The sequence below is a fragment of the Reyranella sp. genome (genome assembly GCF_965279625.1).
GTDB lineage: Bacteria > Pseudomonadota > Alphaproteobacteria > Reyranellales > Reyranellaceae > Reyranella.
The window spans coordinates 2,284,877-2,308,790 of sequence record NZ_OZ257251.1 but is presented as its reverse complement, the minus strand read 5'-3'; the positions used below and the strand labels follow the sequence as shown (position 1 = coordinate 2,308,790).

Annotated in this window: 23 protein-coding genes; 5 read left to right on the top strand and 18 right to left on the bottom strand. The window is 65.7% G+C overall.

Annotated elements, in window-relative coordinates; all coding sequences use genetic code 11:
- Positions 1-18: 18 nt before the first annotated feature.
- Both ACQY78_RS11270 and ACQY78_RS11265 read right to left on the bottom strand, forming a co-directional pair.
- Complete coding sequence (locus ACQY78_RS11270; protein WP_428685623.1) at positions 19-1,158, bottom strand: CaiB/BaiF CoA transferase family protein; 1,140 nt, start codon at positions 1,156-1,158, stop codon at positions 19-21.
- A 103-nt stretch (positions 1,159-1,261) separates the two neighbouring features.
- Entirely contained in the window at positions 1,262-2,032 is a 771-nt protein-coding gene (locus ACQY78_RS11265) for a ferredoxin--NADP reductase (protein ID WP_428685621.1), read from the bottom strand.
- A gap of 250 nt (positions 2,033-2,282) precedes the next feature.
- On the opposite strand from ACQY78_RS11265, the gene ACQY78_RS11260 reads away from it, so the two are divergent.
- The gene (locus ACQY78_RS11260) at positions 2,283-3,017 is read left to right on the top strand and encodes a DUF1194 domain-containing protein (protein ID WP_428685619.1); all 735 of its coding nucleotides are present in this window, start codon (positions 2,283-2,285) and stop codon (positions 3,015-3,017) included.
- A 128-nt stretch (positions 3,018-3,145) separates the two neighbouring features.
- On the opposite strand, the gene ACQY78_RS11255 is transcribed toward ACQY78_RS11260, so the two are convergent.
- The 6 genes from ACQY78_RS11255 to psrA form a co-directional block, all read right to left on the bottom strand.
- A complete protein-coding gene (locus ACQY78_RS11255; RefSeq protein WP_428685617.1) occupies positions 3,146-4,150 on the bottom strand; it encodes a Bug family tripartite tricarboxylate transporter substrate binding protein in 1,005 nt (334 codons plus the stop codon).
- A gap of 151 nt (positions 4,151-4,301) precedes the next feature.
- Positions 4,302-5,894, bottom strand: coding sequence for an ABC transporter substrate-binding protein (locus ACQY78_RS11250; protein WP_428685615.1), 1,593 nt, complete (start codon positions 5,892-5,894; stop codon positions 4,302-4,304).
- Positions 5,895-5,982: 88 nt separating this feature from the next.
- Complete coding sequence (gene phnE / locus ACQY78_RS11245; protein WP_428685613.1) at positions 5,983-6,777, bottom strand: phosphonate ABC transporter, permease protein PhnE; 795 nt, start codon at positions 6,775-6,777, stop codon at positions 5,983-5,985.
- 2 nt (positions 6,778-6,779) lie between these two features.
- Positions 6,780-7,607: a phosphonate ABC transporter ATP-binding protein gene (phnC, locus tag ACQY78_RS11240; protein ID WP_428685611.1), complete on the bottom strand. Its 828-nt coding sequence runs from the start codon at positions 7,605-7,607 to the stop codon at positions 6,780-6,782.
- Between the two features lie 28 nt (positions 7,608-7,635).
- A complete protein-coding gene (gene phnD / locus ACQY78_RS11235; protein WP_428685609.1) occupies positions 7,636-8,526 on the bottom strand; it encodes a phosphonate ABC transporter substrate-binding protein in 891 nt (296 codons plus the stop codon).
- Between the two features lie 36 nt (positions 8,527-8,562).
- Complete coding sequence (gene psrA / locus ACQY78_RS11230) at positions 8,563-9,675, bottom strand: iron-containing alcohol dehydrogenase PsrA (RefSeq protein WP_428685607.1); 1,113 nt, start codon at positions 9,673-9,675, stop codon at positions 8,563-8,565.
- Positions 9,676-9,792: 117 nt separating this feature from the next.
- On the opposite strand from psrA, the gene ACQY78_RS11225 reads away from it, so the two are divergent.
- Positions 9,793-10,704 carry a LysR substrate-binding domain-containing protein gene (locus ACQY78_RS11225; protein WP_428685605.1) on the top strand — a complete coding sequence of 304 codons (912 nt, stop codon included), beginning with the start codon at positions 9,793-9,795 and terminating at the stop codon, positions 10,702-10,704.
- On the opposite strand, the gene ACQY78_RS11220 is transcribed toward ACQY78_RS11225, so the two are convergent.
- From ACQY78_RS11220 to ACQY78_RS11180, 9 genes are all read right to left on the bottom strand, one after another.
- Positions 10,658-11,416 (bottom strand): SDR family NAD(P)-dependent oxidoreductase, encoded by a 759-nt coding sequence (locus ACQY78_RS11220; protein WP_428685603.1) that lies wholly within the window; start codon positions 11,414-11,416, stop codon positions 10,658-10,660. The genes ACQY78_RS11225 and ACQY78_RS11220 overlap by 47 nt on opposite strands.
- A gap of 27 nt (positions 11,417-11,443) precedes the next feature.
- Positions 11,444-12,244 carry an SDR family NAD(P)-dependent oxidoreductase gene (locus tag ACQY78_RS11215; protein WP_428685601.1) on the bottom strand — a complete coding sequence of 267 codons (801 nt, stop codon included), beginning with the start codon at positions 12,242-12,244 and terminating at the stop codon, positions 11,444-11,446.
- Complete coding sequence (locus ACQY78_RS11210; protein ID WP_428685599.1) at positions 12,244-12,798, bottom strand: carboxymuconolactone decarboxylase family protein; 555 nt, start codon at positions 12,796-12,798, stop codon at positions 12,244-12,246. Before ACQY78_RS11210 ends, ACQY78_RS11215 begins: the two co-directional genes overlap by 1 nt.
- Positions 12,799-12,830: 32 nt before the next feature.
- Entirely contained in the window at positions 12,831-13,652 is an 822-nt protein-coding gene (locus tag ACQY78_RS11205) for an SDR family NAD(P)-dependent oxidoreductase (protein WP_428685597.1), read from the bottom strand.
- A 9-nt stretch (positions 13,653-13,661) separates the two neighbouring features.
- A complete protein-coding gene (locus tag ACQY78_RS11200; protein WP_428685595.1) occupies positions 13,662-14,501 on the bottom strand; it encodes an SMP-30/gluconolactonase/LRE family protein in 840 nt (279 codons plus the stop codon).
- A 100-nt stretch (positions 14,502-14,601) separates the two neighbouring features.
- Positions 14,602-15,480: an MBL fold metallo-hydrolase gene (locus ACQY78_RS11195; protein ID WP_428685593.1), complete on the bottom strand. Its 879-nt coding sequence runs from the start codon at positions 15,478-15,480 to the stop codon at positions 14,602-14,604.
- A gap of 40 nt (positions 15,481-15,520) precedes the next feature.
- The gene (locus ACQY78_RS11190) at positions 15,521-16,633 is read right to left on the bottom strand and encodes an S-(hydroxymethyl)glutathione dehydrogenase/class III alcohol dehydrogenase (RefSeq protein ID WP_428685591.1); all 1,113 of its coding nucleotides are present in this window, start codon (positions 16,631-16,633) and stop codon (positions 15,521-15,523) included.
- A gap of 57 nt (positions 16,634-16,690) precedes the next feature.
- Complete coding sequence (locus ACQY78_RS11185; protein ID WP_428685589.1) at positions 16,691-17,671, bottom strand: NAD(P)H-dependent flavin oxidoreductase; 981 nt, start codon at positions 17,669-17,671, stop codon at positions 16,691-16,693.
- 3 nt (positions 17,672-17,674) lie between these two features.
- Positions 17,675-19,975, bottom strand: coding sequence for a CaiB/BaiF CoA transferase family protein (locus ACQY78_RS11180; RefSeq protein WP_428685587.1), 2,301 nt, complete (start codon positions 19,973-19,975; stop codon positions 17,675-17,677).
- Positions 19,976-20,100: 125 nt separating this feature from the next.
- On the opposite strand from ACQY78_RS11180, the gene ACQY78_RS11175 reads away from it, so the two are divergent.
- Positions 20,101-21,315: an LLM class flavin-dependent oxidoreductase gene (locus ACQY78_RS11175; protein WP_428685585.1), complete on the top strand. Its 1,215-nt coding sequence runs from the start codon at positions 20,101-20,103 to the stop codon at positions 21,313-21,315.
- A gap of 82 nt (positions 21,316-21,397) precedes the next feature.
- Here ACQY78_RS11175 and ACQY78_RS11170 read toward each other — a convergent pair whose 3' ends face one another.
- On the bottom strand, positions 21,398-22,210 hold the full coding sequence (locus ACQY78_RS11170; RefSeq protein ID WP_428685583.1) for a metal-dependent hydrolase: 813 nt from the start codon (positions 22,208-22,210) through the stop codon (positions 21,398-21,400).
- A gap of 128 nt (positions 22,211-22,338) precedes the next feature.
- Here ACQY78_RS11170 and ACQY78_RS11165 point away from each other — a divergent pair, with 128 nt between their 5' ends.
- Positions 22,339-23,511 (top strand): thiolase domain-containing protein, encoded by a 1,173-nt coding sequence (locus ACQY78_RS11165; protein ID WP_428685581.1) that lies wholly within the window; start codon positions 22,339-22,341, stop codon positions 23,509-23,511.
- A 3-nt stretch (positions 23,512-23,514) separates the two neighbouring features.
- Complete coding sequence (locus ACQY78_RS11160; RefSeq protein ID WP_428685579.1) at positions 23,515-23,910, top strand: Zn-ribbon domain-containing OB-fold protein; 396 nt, start codon at positions 23,515-23,517, stop codon at positions 23,908-23,910.
- Positions 23,911-23,914: the final 4 nt, after the last annotated feature.

The following is a 23,914-nucleotide window of genomic DNA, read 5'->3' as shown; positions in this document are numbered from 1 at the left end:
AAGACGGGGCGGCGCCGGTCACTTGGACAGGCTTCCCAGCACTTCGTCGGTATGCTCGCCCAAGGTTGGCGCCGAGCGCGGCGAATGCGGCCGCACATGATCGAACGAGATCGGCAGGCCGACCACCTTTGGTCCGCCGGGCAGTTGCTGGATGAGCTTCGATGCTTCCATCTGCTCGGTGCGCGCCAGCTCGCCGATATCGTTAACGGCGGCGCAGGGAACGCCGGCCTTCTCCATGGCTTCCAGCCATTCGGCGCGCGGCCTGGCCTTCAACGCCTCGGCGATCATGGGCAGCAGCTCGGCTTTGTGGGCGACCCGTTGCGCGCTCTTGGCGAACTTCGGGTCGGTCGCCCATTCGTCACGGCCCAGCACCTTGGCGCAGCGCGCCCACAGCCGGTCGTTGCCGGGCGCCAGGCAGATCGGATGGTCGGCCGTGTCGAAGGTCTGGTAGGGCACGATTACCGGACTGCCGGTGCCGTGCCGCTGGGAAACGGTGCCGTTGGCGATGTAGCCGTTCACCTGGCCCTCGACCCAATGCACCGCCGAGTCGAAGAGCGAGGTGTCGACCAGGCAGCCCTTGCCGGTCTTGTCGCGCAGCCGAAGTGCCGCCAGCGCACCAATGGTGCAGAACATGCCGGTCGCCTTGTCGTTGATCGAGGCGCCGCAGAAGGTCGGCGGATCCTCCGGCCGGCCGGTCACGCTCATCATGCCGCCATAGGCCTGCAGCAGCGGATCGAAGGCCGGCTTCATGCGCAGCGGTCCCTGATAGCCGAACGCCCAGATCGAGCAGTAGATCAGGCGCGGATGGCGCGCGAGCATCGTCTCGGGGCCGATGCCGACCTCGTCGACCACGCCGGGCCGCAGGTTCTGGATCAGGATGTCGGCCGTCTCGCAAAGCTTGTGCAGCTTGTCGACGTCTTCGGCGAGCTTGAGGTCGAGCACGACCGAGCGCTTGTTGCGGTTCTGCGAGTAGAAGTAGAGCGAGGTCTTGCCGTCGGGGCCGAACGGAGGGCCCCAGATGCGGGCATCGTCGCCCCCATCGGGCTTCTCGATCTTGATCACGTCGGCGCCCATGTCGGCCAGGATCACCCCGGCCAGCGGACCGGCCAGCGCCTGGCCCACCTCGATGACGCGAACTCCCTCGAGCGGTAGTGTCACTTGCAATCCTCTTCCCGAGCCTGATGGCCTGCGTGTGTCGCCGACATCCTAGCCGCCGGCGACCGTCGCACGCTACTTGAAGAGGCTCGCGAAGCGGAACCTTCTACTCGACGAAGGCCTTTTCGACGACGAACTCGCCCGGGGTGGTGGTGCTGCCCTCGGTAAGGCCCATGCCTTCGAGGAGGTCGCGGATGTCGGCCAGCATCTGCATGCTGCCACAGAGCATGAAGCGGTCGTTCTCGCGCGACATCGGCGGCAGGCCGACGTCCTTCGCCAGGGTGCCGTTCTCGATCAGGTGCGAGATGCGGCCGCGATACTTGAAGGGCTCGCGGGTCACGGTCGGGTAGTAGACCAGCTTGTCGCGGACCAGGTCGCCCAGGATCTCGTCGGCCGGCAGTTCGTCGGCCAGGGCCGAGCGGTAGGCGAGGTCGCGGACATGGCGGCAGCCATGGACCAGGATGACCTTCTCGAAACGCTCGTAGACTTCCGGATCGCGCACGATCGAAAGGAAGGGGGCGAGGCCGGTGCCGGTGCCCAGCAGGTAGAGATTGCGGCCAGGGGTCAGGCTGTCGAGCAACAGGGTGCCGACGGCCTTGGCGCCGACCAGCACGGGATCGCCCGGCATCAGGTTCTTGAGGTGCGAGGTCAGCTTGCCGTCGGGCACCTTGATCGAGAAGAACTCCAGCTCGTCCACGTAATGGGGGCTGGCGATGGAGTAGGCCCGCAGCACCGGCTTACCCTCGACCTTGAGGCCGATCATGGTGAACTGGCCGCTGGCGAAGCGGAACCCCTTGTCGCGGGTGGTCCGGAAGCTGAACAACTCGTCGGTCCAGTGATGCACCGACAAAACGGTCTCGTTTCTCAACGCGCTCACGCAAACGCTCCTACGCAACGGTCCGGCCTGTCACCGGCAGAGACGGAATATAGTGCGGTGCAGCATGAATAGCCAGAGTCGCAAATAATTCGCAATAGCAGAATGTCGCGTATCTTTGACGATTGGCGGAAGGATTTTCTGCAGGCCCCGCCGCTATCGGGGGCCTCTTGTCGAAAGCCGCCGGATCGGCTCGCGGATGGGCGGGGCCGTCCTATACTCGGACGAACCGGGTGAGCGAGGGTCGCGTGCGATGAAGCGGATTGTTGCGCTGCTGGGTACCGTACTGCTGCTCCTCGCCCCGTCGGTACGGGCGGCGGAGCCCGTCGACATGCTGCTGGTGCTGGCCGCCGACGTGTCGCGCAGCGTGACCGATCCCAAGTTCAGGCTTCAGCGCGAAGGCGCCGCCGCCGCCATCACCCATCCCGACGTGGTGCGGGCCATCACGTCGGGCCCCAACCGGCGCATTGCGGTCTGCTTCGTCGAATGGGCATCCGCCAATATGCAGAACGTCGTGATCGACTGGATGGTGATCGGTGACGGCGCCTCGGCGCGCACTTTCGGCGACAAGCTGATCGAGACGCCGCGCTCCTTTGCCGGCAGCACCTCGATCAGCGCCGCCATCGACTTCGCGGTGGGACAGTTCGAGCGGGCGCCCTTCGTCTCGGATCGCCGGGTGATCGACGTGTCGGGTGACGGCAACAACATCGCCGGTCGCCTGGTCACCGATGCGCGCGACGATGCCGTGGCGAAGAACGTCACGATCAACGCGCTGGTGATCCTGACGCCGATCGAGGAGGCGTTCCGCCCCGAGCACACCAATCCGCCGGGCGGTCTGGAGAAGTACTTTCAGGACAATGTCATCGGCGGCCCCGGCGCCTTCACGATCGTGGCCGAGAGCCACGGAGACTTCGGCCGGTCGATGACGAAGAAGCTTATCCAGGAGATCGCCGGCTCCCCGCGCACGAAGTTGGCGGCTACTGACTAGCTCAGGCCAGCCTCACTGTCGTCCTGAGCGCAGCGAAGGACCTAGCGGAGCAAACAAAGTACTCCACAGCCGACGTTAGATCCTTCGCTGCGCTCAGGATGACAAGTAGTGGGCCGTTGTCGGCCTCTCTACTCCGCCGTCGCGCCCGACTGCTTGATGATCGGAAGCCACAGCGCCTGATCGTCTTCGATCAGCTTGCGGGCTTGAGCCGGCGTGTCGGGCGGCAGCACCTCGAAGCCCTGGACCAGAAGCTTCTCCTTCACCTGCGGCATCTGGGCGATGCGGCCGATCTCGGCATTGAGGCGTGAAACGATCGGCGCGGGCGTGCCGGTCGGCACCGCGAAGCCCAGCCAGGTCGCGACCACGAAGTCGGGCAGGCCCGCCTCCATCATGGTCGGCACGTCGGGCAGGATCTTTGAACGGTCCTTGGTGGTCACGGCCAGCGCCTTCAGCTTGCCGGCCTTGATCTGGCCCACCACGGTCGGTGCGTTGAAGAAGCCCATCGTCACTTCGCCGTTCACCACCGCGAGGACGGCGGCCGGCGCGCCGCGATAGGGCACGTGCTGAAGCTTCACGCCGGTGCGCTGTTCGGTGATTACGCCCGACATGTGCAGGCTGCTCCCGACGCCGCTCGACCCGTAGGTGAGTTCCCCCGGCTTGGCACGCGCCTGCGCGATCACGTCGGCGACGGTGTTGGCCGGGTTGGCGGTCGAGACGACCATGACGTTGGTGAGGATGCCGGTCGTCGAGATCGGAATGAGATCCTTCAGCGGATCGTACCCCGGCGATTTGTAGAGACCCATGTTGAAGACCGTCGCGCCCTGCGAGGTGAGCAGCAGCGTGTAGCCGTCGGCCGGCGCCCGCGCGCCCTCGGCGGTGCCGAGAAGTCCGCCGGCGCCGCCCTTGTTGTCGATGACGACCGGTTGGCCCAGCGCCTTCGCCAGTTCCTCACCGAAGGTGCGGCCGACGATGTCGGCGCCGGCGCCCGCCGCGAACGGAATGATCATGCGGATCGGCCGCTCGGGCCACTCTGCCGCCATCGCCTTGCCCGTTGCGAGCATTGTCGAGCCGAGGAGCAGCGTGCCCGTCAGGGCGTGCCGACGCGTCAGAACCTGGCGTGATGATGATTTCATGTATGTCCCTCCCGGGATTCTATGGGGCGGCGTTGCTCGCTCTGTTAGTCTCGACAGTACTCTCAAGGCCGCGGCACTGTCAGGCCCCATCGCGCGAAAGCCGCGCAACGGGGCGCGGCTTTCGGCAGTGTTGCAGCTTTCGCTCCGTCGGCTACTTGTCGAGCCAGACATCCTCGAAGCGCGAGCCGTTGTAGAGGCTGTTCACCATCGGACGGTAGCCCTTCACGTGGGGATGCCAGCAGGTTCCCGAGGCGTTCCACATGATGATCGGGCGGAAGCCTTCCTCGAGGATCTGCTTGTCGATTTCCCAGACGAGCTTCTTGCGCTTTTCGATGTCGCGCTCGGCCGACTGGATCGGGAACAGCTTCTCGATCTCGGGATTGCAGTAGCCGACATAGTTGCGCTCCGACTTGCAAGCATAGTGCTCGAAGTAGGTCTGGTCCGGATCGTCGACGCCGTTGCCGGTCGTGTTGAGGCCGACCGAGTAGTCCTTGCGCGCGACCTTGTTGAACCACAGGGCGGTGTCGACGAGGTCGAGTTCGCCGTCGATGTAGATCTCCTTGAGCTGGTCGATCAGGATCACCGCCGGGTCGCGATAGAGCAGGTGATTGCGGGTCGAGACCTTGAGCTTCAGCCTGTTGTCGGGGCCGTAGCCCGCCTTCTTCATCAGGGCCTGCGCTTCGACGCGGTTCTTGGCGACGTCGGGCCCGTAGCCCTTCACCGTGTCGAACATCTCCTTCGGCATTCCCCAGACGCCGCCGGGCGCCGGCTCCATGACGCCGCCAGCTTCTCCGGCGCCCTGGGCGAGGATCTCGATGAACGCCTTGCGGTCGATGGTGAGCAGCATGGCGCGACGGATGTCGGCATTGTTGAACGGCGGCGCTTCGCTGTTGACGATCAGGTTGGTGCTGTTGTTCATCGGCGCGACCTCGCAGACGGCGTTGGAGGCCTGCGCCTTGATGTCCTTGAGCAGCGGGATGGTGACGGCGTAGGGCGACGTCAGGTCGTAGCGGCCGGAGACGAAGCCCAGCATGGCGGTGCCCCGCGCCGGCACGATCGGCATCTCGATGCCGTCGAGATAGGGCTTGCCCTTCTTGAAGTAGTCCGGATTGCGGACGAGCTTCACGATTTCCTTCTGCTTGAATTCGCCGAGCTTGAAGGGACCGGTGCCGATCGGCTTGGTGCGCATCTGCGCCGTCGGCACGTGGCAGGAATAGACGGGGCTGTAGCCCGAGGCGAGCAGGATCAGCAGCGAAGGCTGCGGCTGGCCGAGATGGAAGGTCACCTCGCGGTCGCCGTTGGTCGTGACTTCCTGGAGGTTCCAGTACCAGGAAATGCGCGGATTCTTGCGCAGCTTCTGGGTCTCGCTTTTGCCCGTCAGCATGTCCCAGGTGCACTTCACGTCGGCGGATGTGAAGGGCTTGCCGTCATGCCACTTGGCATTGCCCACCAGCTTGAAGGTCAGCTTCTTGCCGTCCTCGCTCCACGCCCAGCTTTCGGCCAGATCCGGACGGATCGACTCCAGGCTGTTCTGCGGGATCTGCTGATCAAAGACGACGAGGTTGTTGTAGAGCCCCATGAAGGGCACGACGGTGGAGGTCGTCGCTTCCTCGTGGATCGAGGTGCTGGGCGGATTGTCCGCGATATACATCTTGAGGGTGCCGCCGCTCTTCTGCGCGAGCGCAGGCGCGGCCGACAGGCCGAGCGCCGCCACGACACCGAGAAATCCGACCGATAAACGCATGAACTTAGTCCTCCCAAACCCAATTGCAGAGAGGATGGCGTGATGGAGGTCCGGCGTCGAGGGCGCCCGTCCGGCTGGCGGATTTGTTCTATCGGATCATGGCACGCAGTTTCGACGACATCAGGTCGGCGGCGAGTACGAGGATCAGGATGACGATGACGCAGGACGCCGTATCCTCGTAGGCGAACAGCTTCATCGAACTGATCAGCTCGAAACCGATGCCGCCCGCGCCCACCATGCCCAGCACCGTCGAGACGCGGATGTTGGTCTCGAAGCGATAGAGCACAACGCCGATCCAGGCCGGCAGGACTTGTGGCAACACGCCGAACACGATGCGCTGCAGGGTGCCTGCGCCGGCCGCGCGCAAGGCATCGAGCGGACCCTCGTCGATCTCTTCGATCGCCTCGGCGAAGAACTTGCCCAGCATGCCGGCGCCGTGCAGCGCTATGGCGAGCACGCCGGCGAAGGGGCCGAGGCCCACGGCGGCAACGAAGATCAGCGCCAGGATGATCTCGTTGATGCCGCGCATCACGTTCAACACCTGACGCAGCCCGTGGAACACCCAGGCATAGGGCGAGAGATTTCGCGCGGCGAAGAAGCAGACCGGCAGGGCCAGCACGATGCCGAGCAGGGTACCCCACAGCGCGATCTGCACGGTCTCGATGGCGGGCTGCACCAGCTTCTGCATGAAGGCGAAGTTGGGCGGCAGCATGCGGCCGATGAAGTCGCCGATCCACGGCAGCCCGTCGATGAAGCCGCCTATGCTGAGACGGGTACCGACGGCCGACCACCAGAGGGTAGCGACGGTGACACCCAGGATCGGGACCATGATCCACCAGCCGAGCGGACCGCGCGGCTTGTTGACGACGAATTGCAGGGACACTTTCAGGCCCTCCCTTCGAGAGCGAGAGCGGTTTCCGCCTCCGCCGCGGCACGGCGGCGCTCGGTGAGACGCTGGGCGGCATCGAGCACGTTGGGATCGTCGAGGCCGGGATAGATGCTGCGGATGACGTCGCCGCTCACACCGGCCGGCGCACCGTCATAGACAACGCGTCCGGCCGAGAGGCCGACGACCCTCTCGGCGAACTCCAGCGCATAGTCGATCTGGTGGAGATTGCAGAGGACCGCAATGTTGGATTCCTTGCAGCTCTTCTTCAGGTAATTCAGCACGGTGCGCGAGGTCTTGGGATCGAGGCTCGCCACCGGTTCGTCGGCCAGCATGAACTTGGGCTGCTGCGCCAGCGCGCGGGCGATGCCGACCCGCTGCTGCTCGCCACCCGACAGCGCATCGGCGCGATTGCGGGCCTTGTGGGACATCGCGACCTGCTCGAGACAATGCAGAGCAATCTTCACATCGGCCTCGGGGAAAAGCTGCAGGCTGCTGAGGATCGGCGAGAGGTCGGCCATGCGGCCGACCAGCACGTTTTTCAGCACGCTGAGGCGCTTCACCAGATTGTGCTGCTGGAAGATCATGGCGACGTTGCGCCGGAGCAGGCGCAGGTCGCGGCGGTTGGACGACAGCGGCGTGCCGTCGACCACGATGTCGCCGGCGGTCGGCTCGATCAGCCGGTTGATACAGCGCAGCAAGGTCGATTTGCCGGCGCCCGACGGTCCCAGCACGACGACGAACTCGCCGGGCCGGATCGAGAGGCTGACATCGTGCAGCGCCTGGTGGTCGCCATAGGACTTGGCGAGGCCGCGGATTTCGATCATCGCTCGATCTCCCTGGTGTGGGCCTGGGCTACTTCTGCTTCTTGAGATCGATGTTCGCGAGCTTGGCTGTCTCGCGAACGATGTCGTAGGCCTGGTCGTTGGTTTCCTTGAAGCCGTTCAGCTTGCCCTGGTCGGACCAGTTGAGGTCCTTGATCGACAGGAAGGCGGCCTTCACCTTGGCCTTCGTCTCGGGCGACAGGTCCTTGCGCCACACCATCGGCGATTCCGGGATCGGCGGCGATTCCCACACGACCTGGATCTGGTCGGCCTTGATGTGGCCCTTGGCAATGGCGGCATCGAGGATGCGGTCGGCGATGGTCGCGGCATCGACCTTGCCGTTGGCGACGGCCAACGCATTGGCGTCATGCGCGCCGGTGAACAGCACGGTCTTGAAGTCGCGCTTGGGCTCAATGCCGGCCTTGAGCAGGCCCGCCAGTGGGAAGGCATAGCCCGAGGTCGAGGCGGGATCGACGAAGGCGAAGTTCTTGCCCTTGAGATCGTCGAGGGTTTTGATGCCGCTCGACTTCAGGGCGATGATCTTGGAGTGATAGTAGGTGCGGCCGGCCTTGGCGGTCTCGGCGATGGCGAAGGCCTCGACCGGCGTCACGGTGGTGGCCAGCACGTAGGAAAACGGCCCGAGATAGGCGATGTCGAGGTGCTTGGCGCGCAGCGCCTCGATGACGCCGTTATAGTCGGTGGCGACGAAGCCCTGGACCTTCATCCCGGAATTCTTCTCGACCGCGTCGAGGATATCCTTGCTTTGGGCCAGCATCGCCCGCGAATCCTCGGAGGGGATCAGTCCGACCTTGAGCACCTGCTGGGCCTGGGCGTGAGCCGCGCCCCAGGTGCCGAGTGTCCCGCCGGCCAGCAGCGAGCCGGCGGTCAAAAGCCCGAAATCGCGACGCGTCATCCTGGTCATTTTTGTTTCCTCCGTGGTTTTCTTTTCTTTGACTGACTAAGCGGCCATTTCGGCCAGCAGCGCCTCCCGGCGTCCGATGAAGTTGCGTCCGCGGTCGCCTGCCAGAGCGTCGTCGACGAGGCGCGCCCAGTCGCGGGCGGCGATCCCGTGTGCGGTGGCGTCGGGCGAGATGCCGAGGTTCTTGAGGAAGGTTTCGAGACGTGCGGCACCCGCCAGCAGGTCGTTGCCGAAGATGCGCCGCAGCGAGGCATCGCAGGCGGCGTCACAGCCCGCGACGGCGCGCATCACCATGGGCAGGCTGAACGAGCAGGCGATGCCGTGCGGGACGCCGTGGTGTAGGGTGAGGTGATAGGACAGCGAATGGGCGAGCGCGGTGCGCGTGTTGGAGAAGGCGAGACCGGCGAACAGGCTGGCGCGCGCCAGCCGCGTGCGCAGCGCCTCGTTGCGCAGATCGTCGGCCAGCAATGGCAAGGCCTCGATCACCTCGCGTGCGGCGACCTCGGCGAGCGAACCCGACACCGGGTTGGCATTGACGTTCCAGATGCTCTCCAGCGCGTGGCTGAGCGCATCGAGGCCGGTGCTGATCGTGATGGCGCGCGGCAGGCCGAGCGTCAGCAGCGGGTCCACCAGCGCCACCTCGGGATAGAGCGTCTCGCGCGCCAGCGAGTACTTCTTCATCGCACCGGTGTCCCACACGGTGGCCCAGGAAGTGACCTCGCTGCCGGTGCCCGCCGTCGTGGGAATGGCGATGATCGGCGTGCAGCCCAGCGCCTCGCCGTCATTGCCGCTCACAAGGTGGCGCCGCACCGTCTCGAAGTCTCCCGATGCCGCCGCCAGGACCTTGGCGGCATCCATCACCGAGCCGCCGCCCAGCGCCACGATGGCCTCGACGGGCCGTGGGGCCGTCGCATAGGTGCGGCAGGACTGGGTGAGTCCCACGAAATCGGGGTTGGGGCCGATGTTGCTCACAGTCACCGCCGGCGCGCCGGCCTGGGCGACGACCCGACGGGCGAGATCGGCGAAGACACCGCCGCCATTGGCGTCGTCGTAGGTCACGAGGCAATAGGGCCGGCCCGCCAGCACCTTGCCCAGCGTCTCGAAGACGCCGGCGCCGAACTTCACGTCGACCGGATTCCGGTAGCGCCACATCCGCGCGTTACTCCCCTGGCTCATTGGCTTGGACTTGTCGTCCTTTTGACAATCTTCCGGCCGGCTCTCACATTTAACCAATTCAAACATTCTTGAATTGGCATTGAGAAAATCAATATGAGGCATACGCAGCTCCGCTCCTTCCACGCGGTTGCGCAGCGGTTGAGCTTCACGGCTGCCGCGCGCGAGCTGGGCGTGAGCCAGCCCACCATCACCACGCAGGTGAAGTCGCTGGAGCAGGAATTCGGCGTCGAACTGTTCGTGCGCCGCGGCCGGCGCATCGAACTCACCGAGACCGGCGGCGGACTTCTCGACATCACGCGCCGGCTCTTTGCCGATGAGAAGGAAGCGGCCGACTATCTCAACGAAACGCGCGGCCTCAAGACCGGTCACCTGCGCGTGGGCGCTGTCGGTCCCTATCATGTCACCGACATGCTGGCGGCCTTCAACGCGCGCCATCCCGGCCTCTATGTCTCGGTCACCGTCGGCAATTCGCGCGACACGCTACGCGATCTTCTGGACTACCGGACCGACGTGGCGGTCCTGGCCCATGTCGATCCCGATCCGCGGCTGGTCGCCATTCCCTATCGCCGCCACCGGGTGATCGCCTTTTGTCCCATCGATCATCCTTTCGCGCAGCGCCGCAGCATCCGCGCGCGCGACATGGAGGGGCAGCGGCTGATCGTGCGTGAGGCGGGATCGACGACGCGCCGCGCCTTCGACCAGGCGATGCGGGAGGCCGATGTACGGCCCAAGGTCGTGATGGAGATCGGCAGCCGCGAATCGATCCGCGAGGCCGTGGCCAAGGGGATCGGCATGGGCGTGGTGTCGGAGGCGGAGTTCATCCCCGATCCGCGCATCCGGAAGCTGCCGATCGCGGATGCCGAGATCTATACCTACGCCCATGTCGTGCATCTCAAGGAACGTCAGAAGGCGCGTCTCGTGCACGCCTTCCTTCAGGTGCTCGCCGGCCTGCTGCCGGTCAGTTCGCCATCCAGCCGCCGTCGACCATCAAGTTCTCGCCGGTGATGAAGGTCGCTTCGTCGGAGGCCAGGAAAAGGGCCGCATTGGCCACATCCTCGGAACGTCCGAGGCGCGGCAGCGGCGTGCGGGCATGGGAATAGTCAATGAAGCGCGGCTCGATCGCACGGCCGGTCTTGCCGGTCAGGATTTTGCCCGGCGCTACGGCGTTGCAGATGATGCTGTCGCGGCCGTAGTCGGAGGCGATCTGGCGCGTGATGTAGACGACGGCCGACTTCGAGACGCCGTAGGAGAAATCCTCGGGCGAGGAGATCATGCCGTGCTGCGAGGAGATGTTGACGATGCGCCCGCGCGCCTCGTTGCGGATCTCCTGCGTCAGCATCCGGCGCACTGCGGCGCGGCACATCAGGAACACGCCGGTGACGTTCACCTCCATCACCCGGTTCCATTCCTCGAGGCTGGTGTCGGTGAGCTTCTTCGCCGAACGGATAGCGGCGTCGTTGACCACGATGTCGAGCCGGCCTGTCGGCAGCGCCGCCCGGCGCACCGCCTCCTCGACGTCTGCCTCTTTCGACACGTCGCCCTGAAAGAAGGGCACGTTCAGGATCCTGTGTGTCGGCTCGCCGCCTTCGACCACCGTCTCCGTGATGTCCATCAGCAGGAGGGTCGCCCCTTCCGCCTGGAACTTCTTGGCAATGGCACGGCCGATGCCCGAGGAGGCACCGGTGATGAGGGCGGTCTTGCCGGCAAGTCGGTTCATGGCATCAACCGACGCAAGGATCGTGCCCTAGCCGCGCCGCACGCTGGCGCCGCCATCGACCGGCAGGGTCACGCCGGTGATGAAGCTCGCCTCGTCCGACGCGAGGAAGAGGGCGGCATTGGCGACGTCCCAGCCGGTTCCCATCTTCTTGCGCAGCGGCACCTTGGAATCGCGCTCGGCCTCGACCTCGGCGCGGCTCTTGTTGAACGTGCGCGCCCGCGTGTCGACAGCCATCGGCGTGTTCATCAGGCCGGGCAGGATGACGTTGGCGCGGATGCCGTATTGCGCGTTCTGGTAGGCGAGCTGCTCGGTGAATGACACCATCGCCGACTTGGTCGCCTTGTAGGCGACGTAGGGATAGGTGGTGATGACCGCCATCGACGAGATGTTGATGATCACGCCGCTCTGCTGCTCGCGCATGATCGGCAGCACGTACTTGGCGGCAAAGATGCAGCTCTTCAGGTTGATCGCCACGCAGCGGTCGAAGGCCTCGCTGGTGATGTCGAGCAGCTCCGCGTCGCCGCCGGACAGCGAGACGCCGACATTGTTGTGCAGGATGTCGATGCGGCCCCAGCGGGCGTGCGCGTCGTCGACCATCGCCTTGAGGTCGGCGTTGCTGGTCACGTCGGCCTTGAAGGCGGCCGCGGTGCCCTGGTTGACGCCGATCATCTCGACGGTTTCCTTCGCCGAGTCGAGATTGTGATCCACGCAGACGACCTTGGCGCCTTCGCGCGCGAAGGTGAGGGCGGTGGCGCGACCGTTGCCCATGCCTTCGCCCGGGCTTTGGCCGGCGCCGACGACGATGGCGACTCGATCTTTCAGGCGCATCACTTCACTCCCGGGATCGGATACTGCTTCAGTACTTCCTTGTACTGCGGCTCGTTGTCGATCTGCATGGTGGCGAGCACGCGGACGACGGCGCAGTAGAAGGCGATGGTGAGCACGAGGTCGGTCATGTGCTCGTCGGACAGGTCCTTCTTGATCTCCGCAAAGGTCGCGTCGGACATCGCGAGGTCCTTCACCATCTCGCGCGCGCCTCTTAGGATCACCTTGGCGAGCGGTTCGAGCTGGGAGGGCTTCCCCTCGGTCTCGGCGATCAGGCCCTTTATGTCCTCGTCGGTGACGCCGAATTCCTTGCCGATCTTCACATGGTGGGTGAATTCGTATTCCGACTTCTCCAGCCAGCCGACCTGCAGGATGGCCAGCTCGCGCAGCCGGGGATCGAGCTTGCTCTTGAACCGGATGTAGCCGCCCAGCCCGCTGAAGGCCCGCGCCATGTCGGGCGAGTTGACCAGAAGCTTGTGCAGGTTGGTGTTGCGCTTGAGCATGTCGCGATACTCGGGCGCGACCTGGTCGGGCTCGAGATAGGGCAGGCGGGCCATCTTGGTTGTTTCTCCCTTACTGGTTCGTTGCTTCAGTGATCTTGTGAATCGCGTTCCGGCCCCTGCAGGGTCACACCGCCGTCGACGACGAGGACCTGGCCGGTGATGTAGCGGGCATGATTGCTCAGCAGGAAGCGCACGGCGTGCCCGACGTCCCAGCCCGTGCCCTCGGTCTTGAGGACGGAGGCCCTGGCGCGCTGGGCGCGCGCGGCCTCGCTCATGCCGTTGCCGCGGGCATAGACCATCGGTGTGTAGACCGGGCCGGGGCAGATGCAGTTCACGCGGATATTGTCGCGGCCGTGGTCGACCGCCATCGCCTGGCTGAGGCCGATCACGGCGGCCTTCGAGGTCGTGTAGGTCGTGAGGCCGCGCGGCCGCAGCGCGGAGATCGACGAGATGTTCACGATCGCGCCGCCCTTGGCCGTCTTGATCATCGCCGGGATCGCATGCTTGGAGAGCAGGAACATCGTCTCGACGTTCACCTGCATCACGCGGCGATAGTCCTCGGGCTTTTCCTCGACGACCGAGCCACGGCTGCCGATGCCGATATTGTTGTCGAGGAAATCGAGCCGGCCCCATCGGTCGACGGCGGCGTCGACCAGCCGCTTGCACTCGGCCTCCTGCGTCATGTCGCCGGCATGGGCCGCGGCATGCAGGCCCCCCTCGGCCTTGATCATCTCGACCGTGCGCTCCGCGAGCTTGAGGTCGCGGTCGGCCACCAGCACGTGGGTACCGGCGCGAGCCAGCAGGATCGCCGCTGCGCGGCCGTTGCCGATACCGTCCCCGGCCGCGCCGCCGCCAGAAATGATCGCCACCTTGCCGGCCAGACCGGCATCGTCCTCGGGACCCTTCATGAATTCCTCCTAGGGCAGGCCGGCGCCCGGCACGTCGACCCGCATCGTCTCGATGCGGCCGTCCTTCTTCCCGGCGATGGCCGGTCCGCTGCCGCTGTTGGTCACGACGAACAGGGTGCGGCGGTCGCGGCCGCCCAGCATGCAGGCATAGGCCGCGCGTTCGCCGAGATCGAGGTCGTGGGTGACCCTGCCGCCTTCGAGCACGCGGATCATATGATGGGTGAAGGCGCCGGTGACCCAGATGCCGCCCTCGGCATCGAGGCATATGCCGTCGGGGTTACAGGTCGGCGTCTCGGCCCAGACGCGCCGGTTGGACAAGGTGCCGTCCTCGCCGATGTCGAACGCCGTGAGCCGCTTGGCGAAGGTCTCGCCGATGATCATCGTCTTGCCGTCGGGCGCGATGACGGTGCCGTTAGGAAACATCAAGTCGTCGGCGGCGGCATGGACGGAGCCGTCGGGATCGACGCGGGCCAACACGGCGGGACGCGGCTTCTCGCCGGCGTGACGGTCGAAGCCGAAATTGCCGATATAGGCGCGGCCTTTGGCATCGACGATCATGTCGTTGCACAGGCCGGTCGCGATCGCGCCCAACTCGGCCTCGACGCCGAGCTTGCCGCCCGCAAAGCGCATCAGCCGGCGGTCGGTCATGCTGACGATCAGCATCGTGCCGTCGGGACGCCAGCCCAGCCCGGAGGGCTGTCCGGGCACTTCGACGATCGTCTCGGTCTTGCCGCTCTCGTCGACGGTCCGCACCTGGTGGACATAGAAGTCGGAGAAATAGAGCCGGTCGTCGTGCCAGCGCGGACCTTCGCCGAAGGTGAGGCCGGTGAGCAGCGGTTCGAGCTTCATGATGCGTCCTGCTGGGGGCGCGCCACTCCAGTCGCGCGTCTTTGCTGGTTCCCGAGATGATCGCGCCACTGGAGTGGCGCGCCCCCAGCCAAGCGTCGGGTCATCGATCCCACTCGATACGGAAGGAGTTGCCTTCGGGCTTGACGTAGCCCGCATTGGCGCCGGGAAAGTGTGCGGGGCAGAGGAGGGCATTGCTCTCGACGCAGTCCTCGAGAAGCTTGCGGCGCGAGATGGCCGACATCGCCTGGTCCCAGCAGAACTGGCTCGACCAGTCGGGGTGATAGACCTGAATCGGGTGATGCATGATGTCGCCCGAGAAGCAGGCCTGCTTTCCCTGATCTTTCAGGTTGATCGCGACCGAACCCGGCGTGTGCCCGGGATAGTCTTTTATGGTGAGGAGCGGATCGGGCTGGTGGTCGCTCTCGATCATCACCGCCCTGCCGGCCTCGACGATCGGCAGCACCGAATCGTCGAACGAGCCGTCGTTCACCTTGCCTTCGCCCTGCGCCTTTCGCTCGCTCTCCCAGTGCGCGTACTCGCGCTTGGCGAACAGGTATTTCGCATTGGGGAAGGTCGGCACCCAGCGGCCGTTCTCAAGCTTGGTGTTCCAGCCGACATGGTCGACGTGCAGATGGGTGCACATCACGAAGTCGACGGACTCCGCGGGGCAGCCACAGGCCTCGAGCCGGTTGAGGAACGGCGTGTCGAGGTTGTTCCAGCCGGCATTGTGGCGCTGCTTGTGATTGCCGAGACAGGTGTCGATCAGGATCGTGTGCCGGGGCGTTTTCACGATCCAGGTGTGGACCGAGCCGATCAGCCGGTCGCTGCCCTCCTGCACGTGCTCCGGCACCATCCAGCCCTTCTGGGCGTCGAAGGCCTCCTGGTCGAACCGGGGAAACATGCGGCCGGGCTTGAAACCCGGACCGCAGATTTCCTCGACCTTCTCGATGGTGGCTCCGCCCAGCTTTCGCACGGTCATGGCGTGGCTTCCTCCGGAATGCGCAGCTGGAAGGGAACGATCAGAACGTGACGACGCTGCGGATCGACTCGCCCTTGTGCATCAGGTCGAACGCGTCGTTGATCTTCTCGACCGGCATCGTGTGGGTGATCAGCGAATCGATGTCGATCTTCCCGTCCATGTACCAGTCGACGATCTTCGGCACGTCTCGGCGGCCCTTGGCGCCACCGAAGGCGGTGCCCATCCAGGTGCGGCCGGTGACGAGCTGGAACGGGCGCGTGGCGATCTCCTGGCCGGCGCCGGCGACACCGATGATGACCGACTTGCCCCAGCCGCGATGACAGCATTCCAGCGCCTGGCGCATCAGCTTGGTGCTGCCGACGCATTCGAAACTGTAATCCGCGCCGCCGTCGGTCAGCTCGACCAGATGCGCGACCAGGTCCTTGTCGCCGAGGTCCTTCGGATTGACGAAGTGCGTCATGCCGAACTGGCGACCGAGCGCCTCGCGGGCCGGGTTGAGATCTACGCCGACGATCATGTTGGCGCCGACCATGCGCGCGCCCTGCAGCACGTTGAGGCCGATGCCGCCGAGACCGAACACCACGACATTGGCGCCGGCCTCGACCTTGGCGGTGTTGATGACGGCGCCGATGCCGGTCGTGACACCACAGCCGATGTAGCAGACCTTGTCGAACGGTGCGTCGGGGCGAATCTTCGCCAGCGCGATCTCCGGCAGCACCGTGTAGTTCGAGAAGGTCGAGCAGCCCATGTAGTGATGGATCTTCTTGCCCTTGATCGAGAATCGCGAGGTGCCATCGGGCATCACGCCCTGGCCCTGGGTGGCGCGGATCGATGTGCAGAGGTTGGTCTTGCCCGACACGCAGGATTTGCACTGGCGGCATTCCGGCGTGTAGAGCGGGATCACGTGGTCGCCCTTCTTCAGCGACACGATGCCCGGTCCGACATCGACCACGACACCCGCGCCCTCATGGCCGAAGATCACCGGGAACAGGCCCTCGGGATCGCCGCCGGAGCGTGTGAACTCGTCGGTGTGGCAGACCCCCGACGCCTTGATCTCGACCAGGACCTCGCCGAACTTCGGCCCTTCGAGATCGACGGTCTCGATCTCGAGGTTCTTGCCGGCCTCGAAACAGACGGCTGCCTTTGTCTTCACGCGGATACCCCCTCGAAACTCTGGAGCCGAAACCTAGAGCAGGGGGGCGCCCATCGTCTACGCTGCGGCGCGGCCGGTGAGAGCGCGTGCCATTTCAGACTTCGCCTCGCGGTATTGGCTGACGAGGCGCCGGACGAGATCCGCCGCAGTCGGCACGTCGTCGATGTTCCCGACGCCGTGGCCGGCCGTGTAGATGTCCTTCCAGCGCTTCTTGTTCTCCTGGGCGCCGACGATCTTGCCGGGCAGGGTCGTGCGTAGCACGTCGAGGTCGATGCCGGCCGCGAGCAGGCTCGGTGTCAGCCAGTTTGCCGGGGCACCGTCGACCGAGGCGGTGAGGAACACGTCCGTGGCACGTGTGGCGAGGATCATGTCCTTGTGCGCCTGTGCGGCCATCGCCTCCTGGGTGGCGATGAAGCGCGTGCCAATATAGGCGAGGTCGGCGCCCATCGCCTCGGCCGCCAGCACGTCGCGGCCGGTCGTCTGGCCGCCGGCCAGCACGACGGCGAAGCTGTCCCCGAGCTGGCGCACTTCGTTCATCAGCGCAAAGGGATTGATCGTGCCGGTATGGCCGCCGGCGCCGCCCGCGACCGCGATCACGCCATCGACGCCGGCTTCCAGCGCCTTTTCGGCATGACGCCGGTTGGCGATGTCGTGCAGGGCGACGGCGCCCCAGCCATGGATGCGTTTGATGGCATCGCCCGGCGCGCCCTTCGAGGTGAGCACCACGGGCACCTTGTACTTCTCGACCAGTTCGAGGTCGCCCTGGTAGCGCGGGTTCGAGGCATGGACGACGAGGTTCACGGCCCAGGGCGCCGGCTTCTTGCCGGCATCCTCCAGCCGCTTCATGCCCTCGACCATCTCGTCGAGCCAGGCCTGGAACTCCTCGCGGCTGCGCGTGCCATGGGCGGGGAAGCTGCCCATCAGACCCTCGCCGCAGCACGCCAGCGTCAGAGCGGGATTGGAAACCAGGAACATCGGGGCGGCGATGGCGGGGATCGCCATGCGCTCCATCAACTTGTGCACTTCGGCGCGCGGCATGGCTCAAACCTCTCCGATGGTGGGCGTGGTCGAGGTCACGCCGCTGTCGTTCAATTGCTTCAGGCGGGCATCGTCGTAGCCCAGGAGTTCGCGCAGCACCTCATCGGTGTGCTGGCCGAGATCCGGCGCCGGCCGCTCGATGACGAGGCCTTCACCGTCGAGCCGGTAGGGCAGTCCCTTCACGAGGCCGCCCTTCTCGTCGCGCACCAGCGTGACGCCCTGGAGCGCGGTGTCGCGCAGCAGGTCGTTGCCGTCGAGGCAGGGCGCTACGGCAATGCCTTTGGCCAGCAGTGCATTCAGTGCAGCGTCGCGGTCCTTGCCGGCGCAGAAGGTCGCCATCGACGGATCAGCTGTGTCGAGGGTCACGGCCAGCCATTTGCCGTCGCCGCATTGATAGGAATTCTGCTGCGCCACGCCCGCTTCGGTATTGCCGCGTGGCGCCAGCCGATGGTTCGGATCGGCCGAAGCCGCGAGGATCTCCTCGCCCAGGGTGAACGAGGCGACTTCGCGCTGGGAAAAATCCAGGAAGGCGCCCTGGCCGGTGCGGCGCGCTTCCGTGACGGCCGCGATGACGATGCCGGTGGCGAACAACGAGACGATCTGGTCGGGATAGTTCACGTCCATGCCGGAGATGCGCGGCTCCTCGCCCTCGTAACCGGTGAGCGAGGCGATGCCCGAGGTCGCGTCGAGCGTGCTGCCGAACGACACGTTCATACGCTCCGGTCCCGTATCGCCCTGGCTGGAGATGGCGGCGAACACCAGACGCGGATTGAGGGCGCTCAGATCCTTGTAGCCGAGGCCGGCGCGGTCGAGCACGCCGCGGCGGAAGTTCTCGACCACGATATCGCACTTCGCGGCCAGCTCGCGGATCACGCGCTGGCCCTCGGGATCCTTGAGGTTCAGCGTCAGCCCGCGCTTGTTGCGGTTGGTGAAGCGGAACTGCGGCGAGCGGTTCCACCAGCCCTCATCATTGTCGATCTTGCCGATGACGCGGAAGGGATCGAGATAGGCCCCGGACTCGATCTTGATCACGTCGGCCCCGAGATCGGCCAGCATGGCCGAGGTGTTCGCGCCGGCCGTGAGCAGACCGAAATCGAGTACGCGCACGCCGGCGAGGGGACGATCACCACTCCTCCTCTCCTCCTCGTTCAAATGGGGAGGTGTGGCGGTCTTCCGCGACGGAGGGGGCATGAATTGCGAGCGGCCGTTCCTGACCCCTCCGCCCTCGTGCGACGAGGGCACCACCCCATTTGAATGGGGAGGAGAGAGGGCAGGCGCGGGCCGTGGCGCGAAGGAGCGGCCGTTCCATTGGACGGGCAATTGCGGCAGGCGCAGCGTGCCCTCGGTGGGATGAGCCATGTCGGCCAGGAAGCCACGCGCGACATACTGCTCGGTCTGCAGCAGTTCGGCGGGCGAGAAGATCGGACCGAAGGGCACGCCCCTGGCCTGCGCGACCTTCTGGATTTCCTCGCGGGTCTTGTCGGTGAACCACGGCGCGAGCGCCGCATAGAGTTCGGCGATGTTCTGGCGACGGCCGGCGCGCGTGCTGAATTTCGGATCGTCGAGCCGGGGATCGCCGACCAGGGCGCGCGTCGCCGGCCACTGCGTCAAGGTGTAGACGACGGCGACATGACCGTCGCGGCAAGGCAGGACCTGGAACTCCGAGTTCCTGCCCTCTCGGCCGGGCGAGGTGCCCGACGCGGCAGCGCCGGATGCCGCCTTCCAGTTCACCCACTGCATGACCTCGGCGAGCGACACGCGTACCGGAGGCGCCCGGCGTCCTGTGTCCCGCGCGGCGAGGGCTGACATGAGTCCGGTGAAGGCGGTGAGCCCGGCGGGATACGAAGCCTGATGACCGCCGAGCTTGAGCGGTTTGCGCGCCGGCTCACCGACCATATGCATCAGCCCGCCCAGCGCCTGGATCACCAGTTCGCTGACCGGACGTTGCGCCGCATCCATCTCGATCGGGAAGGCGGCGATCTCGATCGGCGTCGCCTTGCCCGCGCGCAATATCGCCGCAACGGAAGCCGTCTCCTCGAACAGCACGGCGTCGGCGCCGTCGACCAGATTGGCGAGCGTGGCGCGACCGGCCTCGCTCGACAGATCGAGCGCCAGAGACCGCTTCGACGTGTTGAGAAAATGAAAGAGCGCGCTTTCGCCCTGCGGCAGCAAGGGTGGCGCGCGCCGGACCGGATCGCCTCCCGGTGGTTCGAGCTTGAGCACGTCGGCGCCGAGATCGGCGGCGATCTTTGCGGCAAGCGACGTCGCCAAACGCAGGCAGAATGGCACGTTTGCGTCGTTCACTTCGACGATTTTGAAACGTGCGAGCGGGAGAGAAGAGGCCTCGGTCATCGATCGATGATCTGCGCAAGCCGGTGCTGCGGTCAACGTCGCGTGCATGCTACCGTCGCGGGTGACGGAGGACTTCAATGGCACAGACCGGTAATCACAAGGGACTAACGTTCGGCATCTTCCTGGCGCCGTTCCATCGCGTCGGCGAGAATCCCACTCTCGCGATGGCGCGCGACATGGAGCTGATCGAGTGGATCGACGAGCTGGGCTACGACGAAGCCTGGATCGGCGAGCATCATTCCGCCGGCTGGGAGACCATCGCGTCGCCGGAAGTCTTCATCGGCGCCGCGATCGAGCGCACGCGCTACATTCGCCTTGGCTCCGGCGTCACCAGCCTGCCCTATCACCATCCGCTGATGGTCGCGAACCGCTTCGTGCAGCTCGACCACATGTCGCGCGGCCGTACCATGCTGGGCTGCGGGCCCGGTGCGCTGCCGTCGGATGCCTACATGATGGGCATCGACCCCTCGACCCAGCGGCCGCGCATGGAGGAGGCGCTGGAGGCAATCATGCGCCTGCTCGAATGCAAGGAGCCGGTCACCATGAAGACCGACTGGTTCGAGCTGAAGGAGGCCCGGCTGCACCTCGCGCCCTACAGCTACCCGCATTTCCCCATCGCCTGCGCCAGCACCATCACGCCCTCCGGCATGATCGCCGCCGGCAAGCACGGGCTCGGCGTACTGTCGATCGGCGCCGGCATCCCCGGCGGGCCGGAGATGCTCGGCAAGCAGTGGGGCATCTACGAGGAGACCGCCGCCAAGCACGGTAAGACCGCCGACCGTTCCAAGTGGCGCGTGGTAGTGAACTGCCACGTGACCGAGGATGACGAGCAGGCGCTGCGCGAGGTCCATGCCGGCGAGCGCCGCGAGACCGTGACCTATTTCGAGGATACGCTGGGCCGCCCGCCGGGCCGCGCCGACGATCCACTGCGCGACGGCGTGAAGATGGGTACGACCCTGGTCGGCAGCCCGGACACGGTGGCCAAGGGCATCGAGCGCCTGCTGGGCTTTTCCAATGGCGGCTTCGGCGGCGTCCTGTTCCGCGCCCACGAATGGGCGACGCGGGAGCAGATCTTGCGCTCCTACGAGCTGTTCGCGCGCTATGTGATGCCGCGCTTCCAGGGCTCGCTCGACACGATCGTCAACTCGAACCAGTGGGCCAAGGACAACCGCAAGGGCATCTTCGGACCCAACGTCGCCGCGGTGAAAAAGGCCTTCACAGACGCCGGCCGCGAAGCCCCCGAGGAGTTCCGAAACCGCACGCCCGGCGCGCGCGACGTCGCGGGTGACTAGTCATTGCTGGGGGCGCGCCACTCCAGTGGCGCGTCTTTCTTTTGCCTGATGATCGCGCCACTGGAGTGGCGCGCCCCCAGCACTAGAATTGCTTCTTGGTGCCCGGCTCGGCGTCGATCACCTCGATCGAGGTCTGGCCCATCGCCGCCTTGTATTGCGCGGGCGTGCCCCTGAGGAACGGGTTGCTGGCATAGTGCATCGGCCAGGCCATCTTGGGTTTGATCAGCTCCTTGGTGGCATAGGCGGCGGCCTTCGGATCCATCACATAGTGGCCGCCGATCGGAATCAGGACCAGGTCGGGCTTGTAGTATTCGCCGATCAGCTTCATGTCGCCGAACAGGCCGGTGTCGCCCATGTGGTAGATCTTGAAGCCGTCCTCGAGCTCGATGATGAAGCCGCAGGGCTCTCCCGCAGCGAAACTCGTGTCCTTGCCGGTTGCCGGGTCCTTCAGGATCATTTCCGAGGAATGGTCGGCGTGGACCATGGTGATCTTCACGCCAGGGAAGGGCTCGATGGTGCCGCCTTTGCTCATGCGCGGCACGAGATTCGCCGGCATCAGGCCGAGCGTCGCCAGGGTCTGGTTGAGGCCGGCCGGCGCCCAGATGGGCGCATTGTTCCTCTTCGAGATCTCCATCGCGTCGCCGAGATGGTCGCCGTGGCCATGGGTCACCAGGATCAGGTCGACCTTGCCGATCTTGTCGAGATCCTTCAGTTCCGGCGGGATCCGGGTGGCGCCCATGATCCAGGGGTCGATCATGATGACCTTGCCGCTCTGGGTCGTGAGCTTGAAGGCGGCCTGGCTGTACCAGAGAAGCTCGGCCTTACCCTGGGCCTGTACGGCGCCCGCAACCGCAAAGACCGCCGCCAGGGTTGCGAAAAGAAGACGGAAGATCATGTGACGTGGCTCCCCGGTCGTTTCGCAGAGCCTAGCATCGTTCTTCGCTGCGAAAGTGCGCACTTTCCTGTGAGGCTCCGATCCCCCACCATGTGCGCTGCACAATTGACCAGGGGGATGGCTCGCCGATGAGCATCAAGGGCAAGGCCTATATTGCCGGAATTTACGAGCATCCGACGCGACTCGCGAAGGATATCTCGCTCGCGCAGATCCACGCGCAGTGTGCCAAGGGCGCGCTCGAGGATGCGGGTCTCACCAAGGACGATGTCGACGGCTATTTCTGCGCCGGCGACGCACCGGGCCTCGGGCCGATGTCCATGGTCGAGTACATGGGCCTCAAGGTCCGTCACGTCGATTCGACCGACACCGGCGGCTCGTCCTACGTGCTGCATGTCGGCCACGCTGCCGAAGCGATCGCCGCGGGCAAGTGCAAGGTGGCCCTGATCACCCTGGCTGGCCGGCCGCGCGCCGAGGGCATGGCGACCGGCACCGTGCCGCGCAGCCGCGGCGGCACGCCGACCCCCGATGACCCGTTCGAATTCCCCTACGGCCCGACGGTCGTGAACATGTACGCCAACTGCGCCATGCGTCACATGTACGAGTTCGGCACGACCTCCGAGCAGCTCGCCTGGATCAAGGTCGCGGCCTCGCATCACGCGCAATACAATCCGCATGCGCTACTGAAGGACGTGGTCACGGTCGAGGAGGTCGTGAACTCGCCGATGATCTCCGATCCGCTGCACCGGCTCGACTGCTGCGTCATCACCGACGGCGGCGGCGCCATCGTCGTCGTGGCACCGGAGATCGCGGCCAAGCTCAAGCGGCCGAAGGTCAAGCTGCTGGGCTCGTCGGAGTTCATCAAGACGCAGATGGGTGGAAAGGTCGATCTCACCTACTCGGGCGCGCGTTTCACCGGCGCGGCCGCCTTCGCCGAAGCCGGCGTCAAGCCTTCCGACATGAAGTACGCCTCGATCTACGACAGCTTCACCATCACGGTGCTGATGCAGCTCGAGGATCTCGGCTTCTGCGAGAAGGGCAAGGGCGGCGCCTTCGTGGCCGATGGAAACCTGATCTCGGGCACCGGCAAGCTGCCGTTCAACACCGATGGCGGCGGCCTGTGCAGCAACCATCCCGCCAACCGTGGCGGCCTCACCAAGGTGCTGGAGGCCGTGCGCCAGTTGCGCGGCGAGGCGCACCCGAAGGTGCAGGTGAAGAACTGCGATCTGGCGATCGCGCACGGCACGGGCGGCTCGCTCGGCCTGCGCCACGGCAGCGCGACCGTCATTCTGGAGAGAGAGTAGACCATGGCCGACACCAAGGAACGCAAGCTGCCGCCTCCCGCCATCAGCGAAGAGACGCAGGCCTACTGGGACGCCGCCGGCAAGGGCAAGCTGCTGGTGCGCAAGTGCACGAGCTGCGGCCAGGCGCACCACTATCCGCGCACGATCTGCCCGTTCTGCTTCAGCGACAAGACCGAATGGGTCGAGGCGTCGGGCAAGGGCACGATCTATTCCTACAGCGTGATGCGCCGCGCGCCGGTGCCCTACGCGATCGGCTACGTCACCCTGGCCGAAGGTCCGCGCATGCTGACCAACATCGTCGACTGCGACTTCGACAAGCTGAAGTGCGAACAGGCGGTGACGGTGGTCTTCAAGCCGACCGATGGCGGCCCGCCGCTGCCGATGTTCACGCCGGCCTGACGTC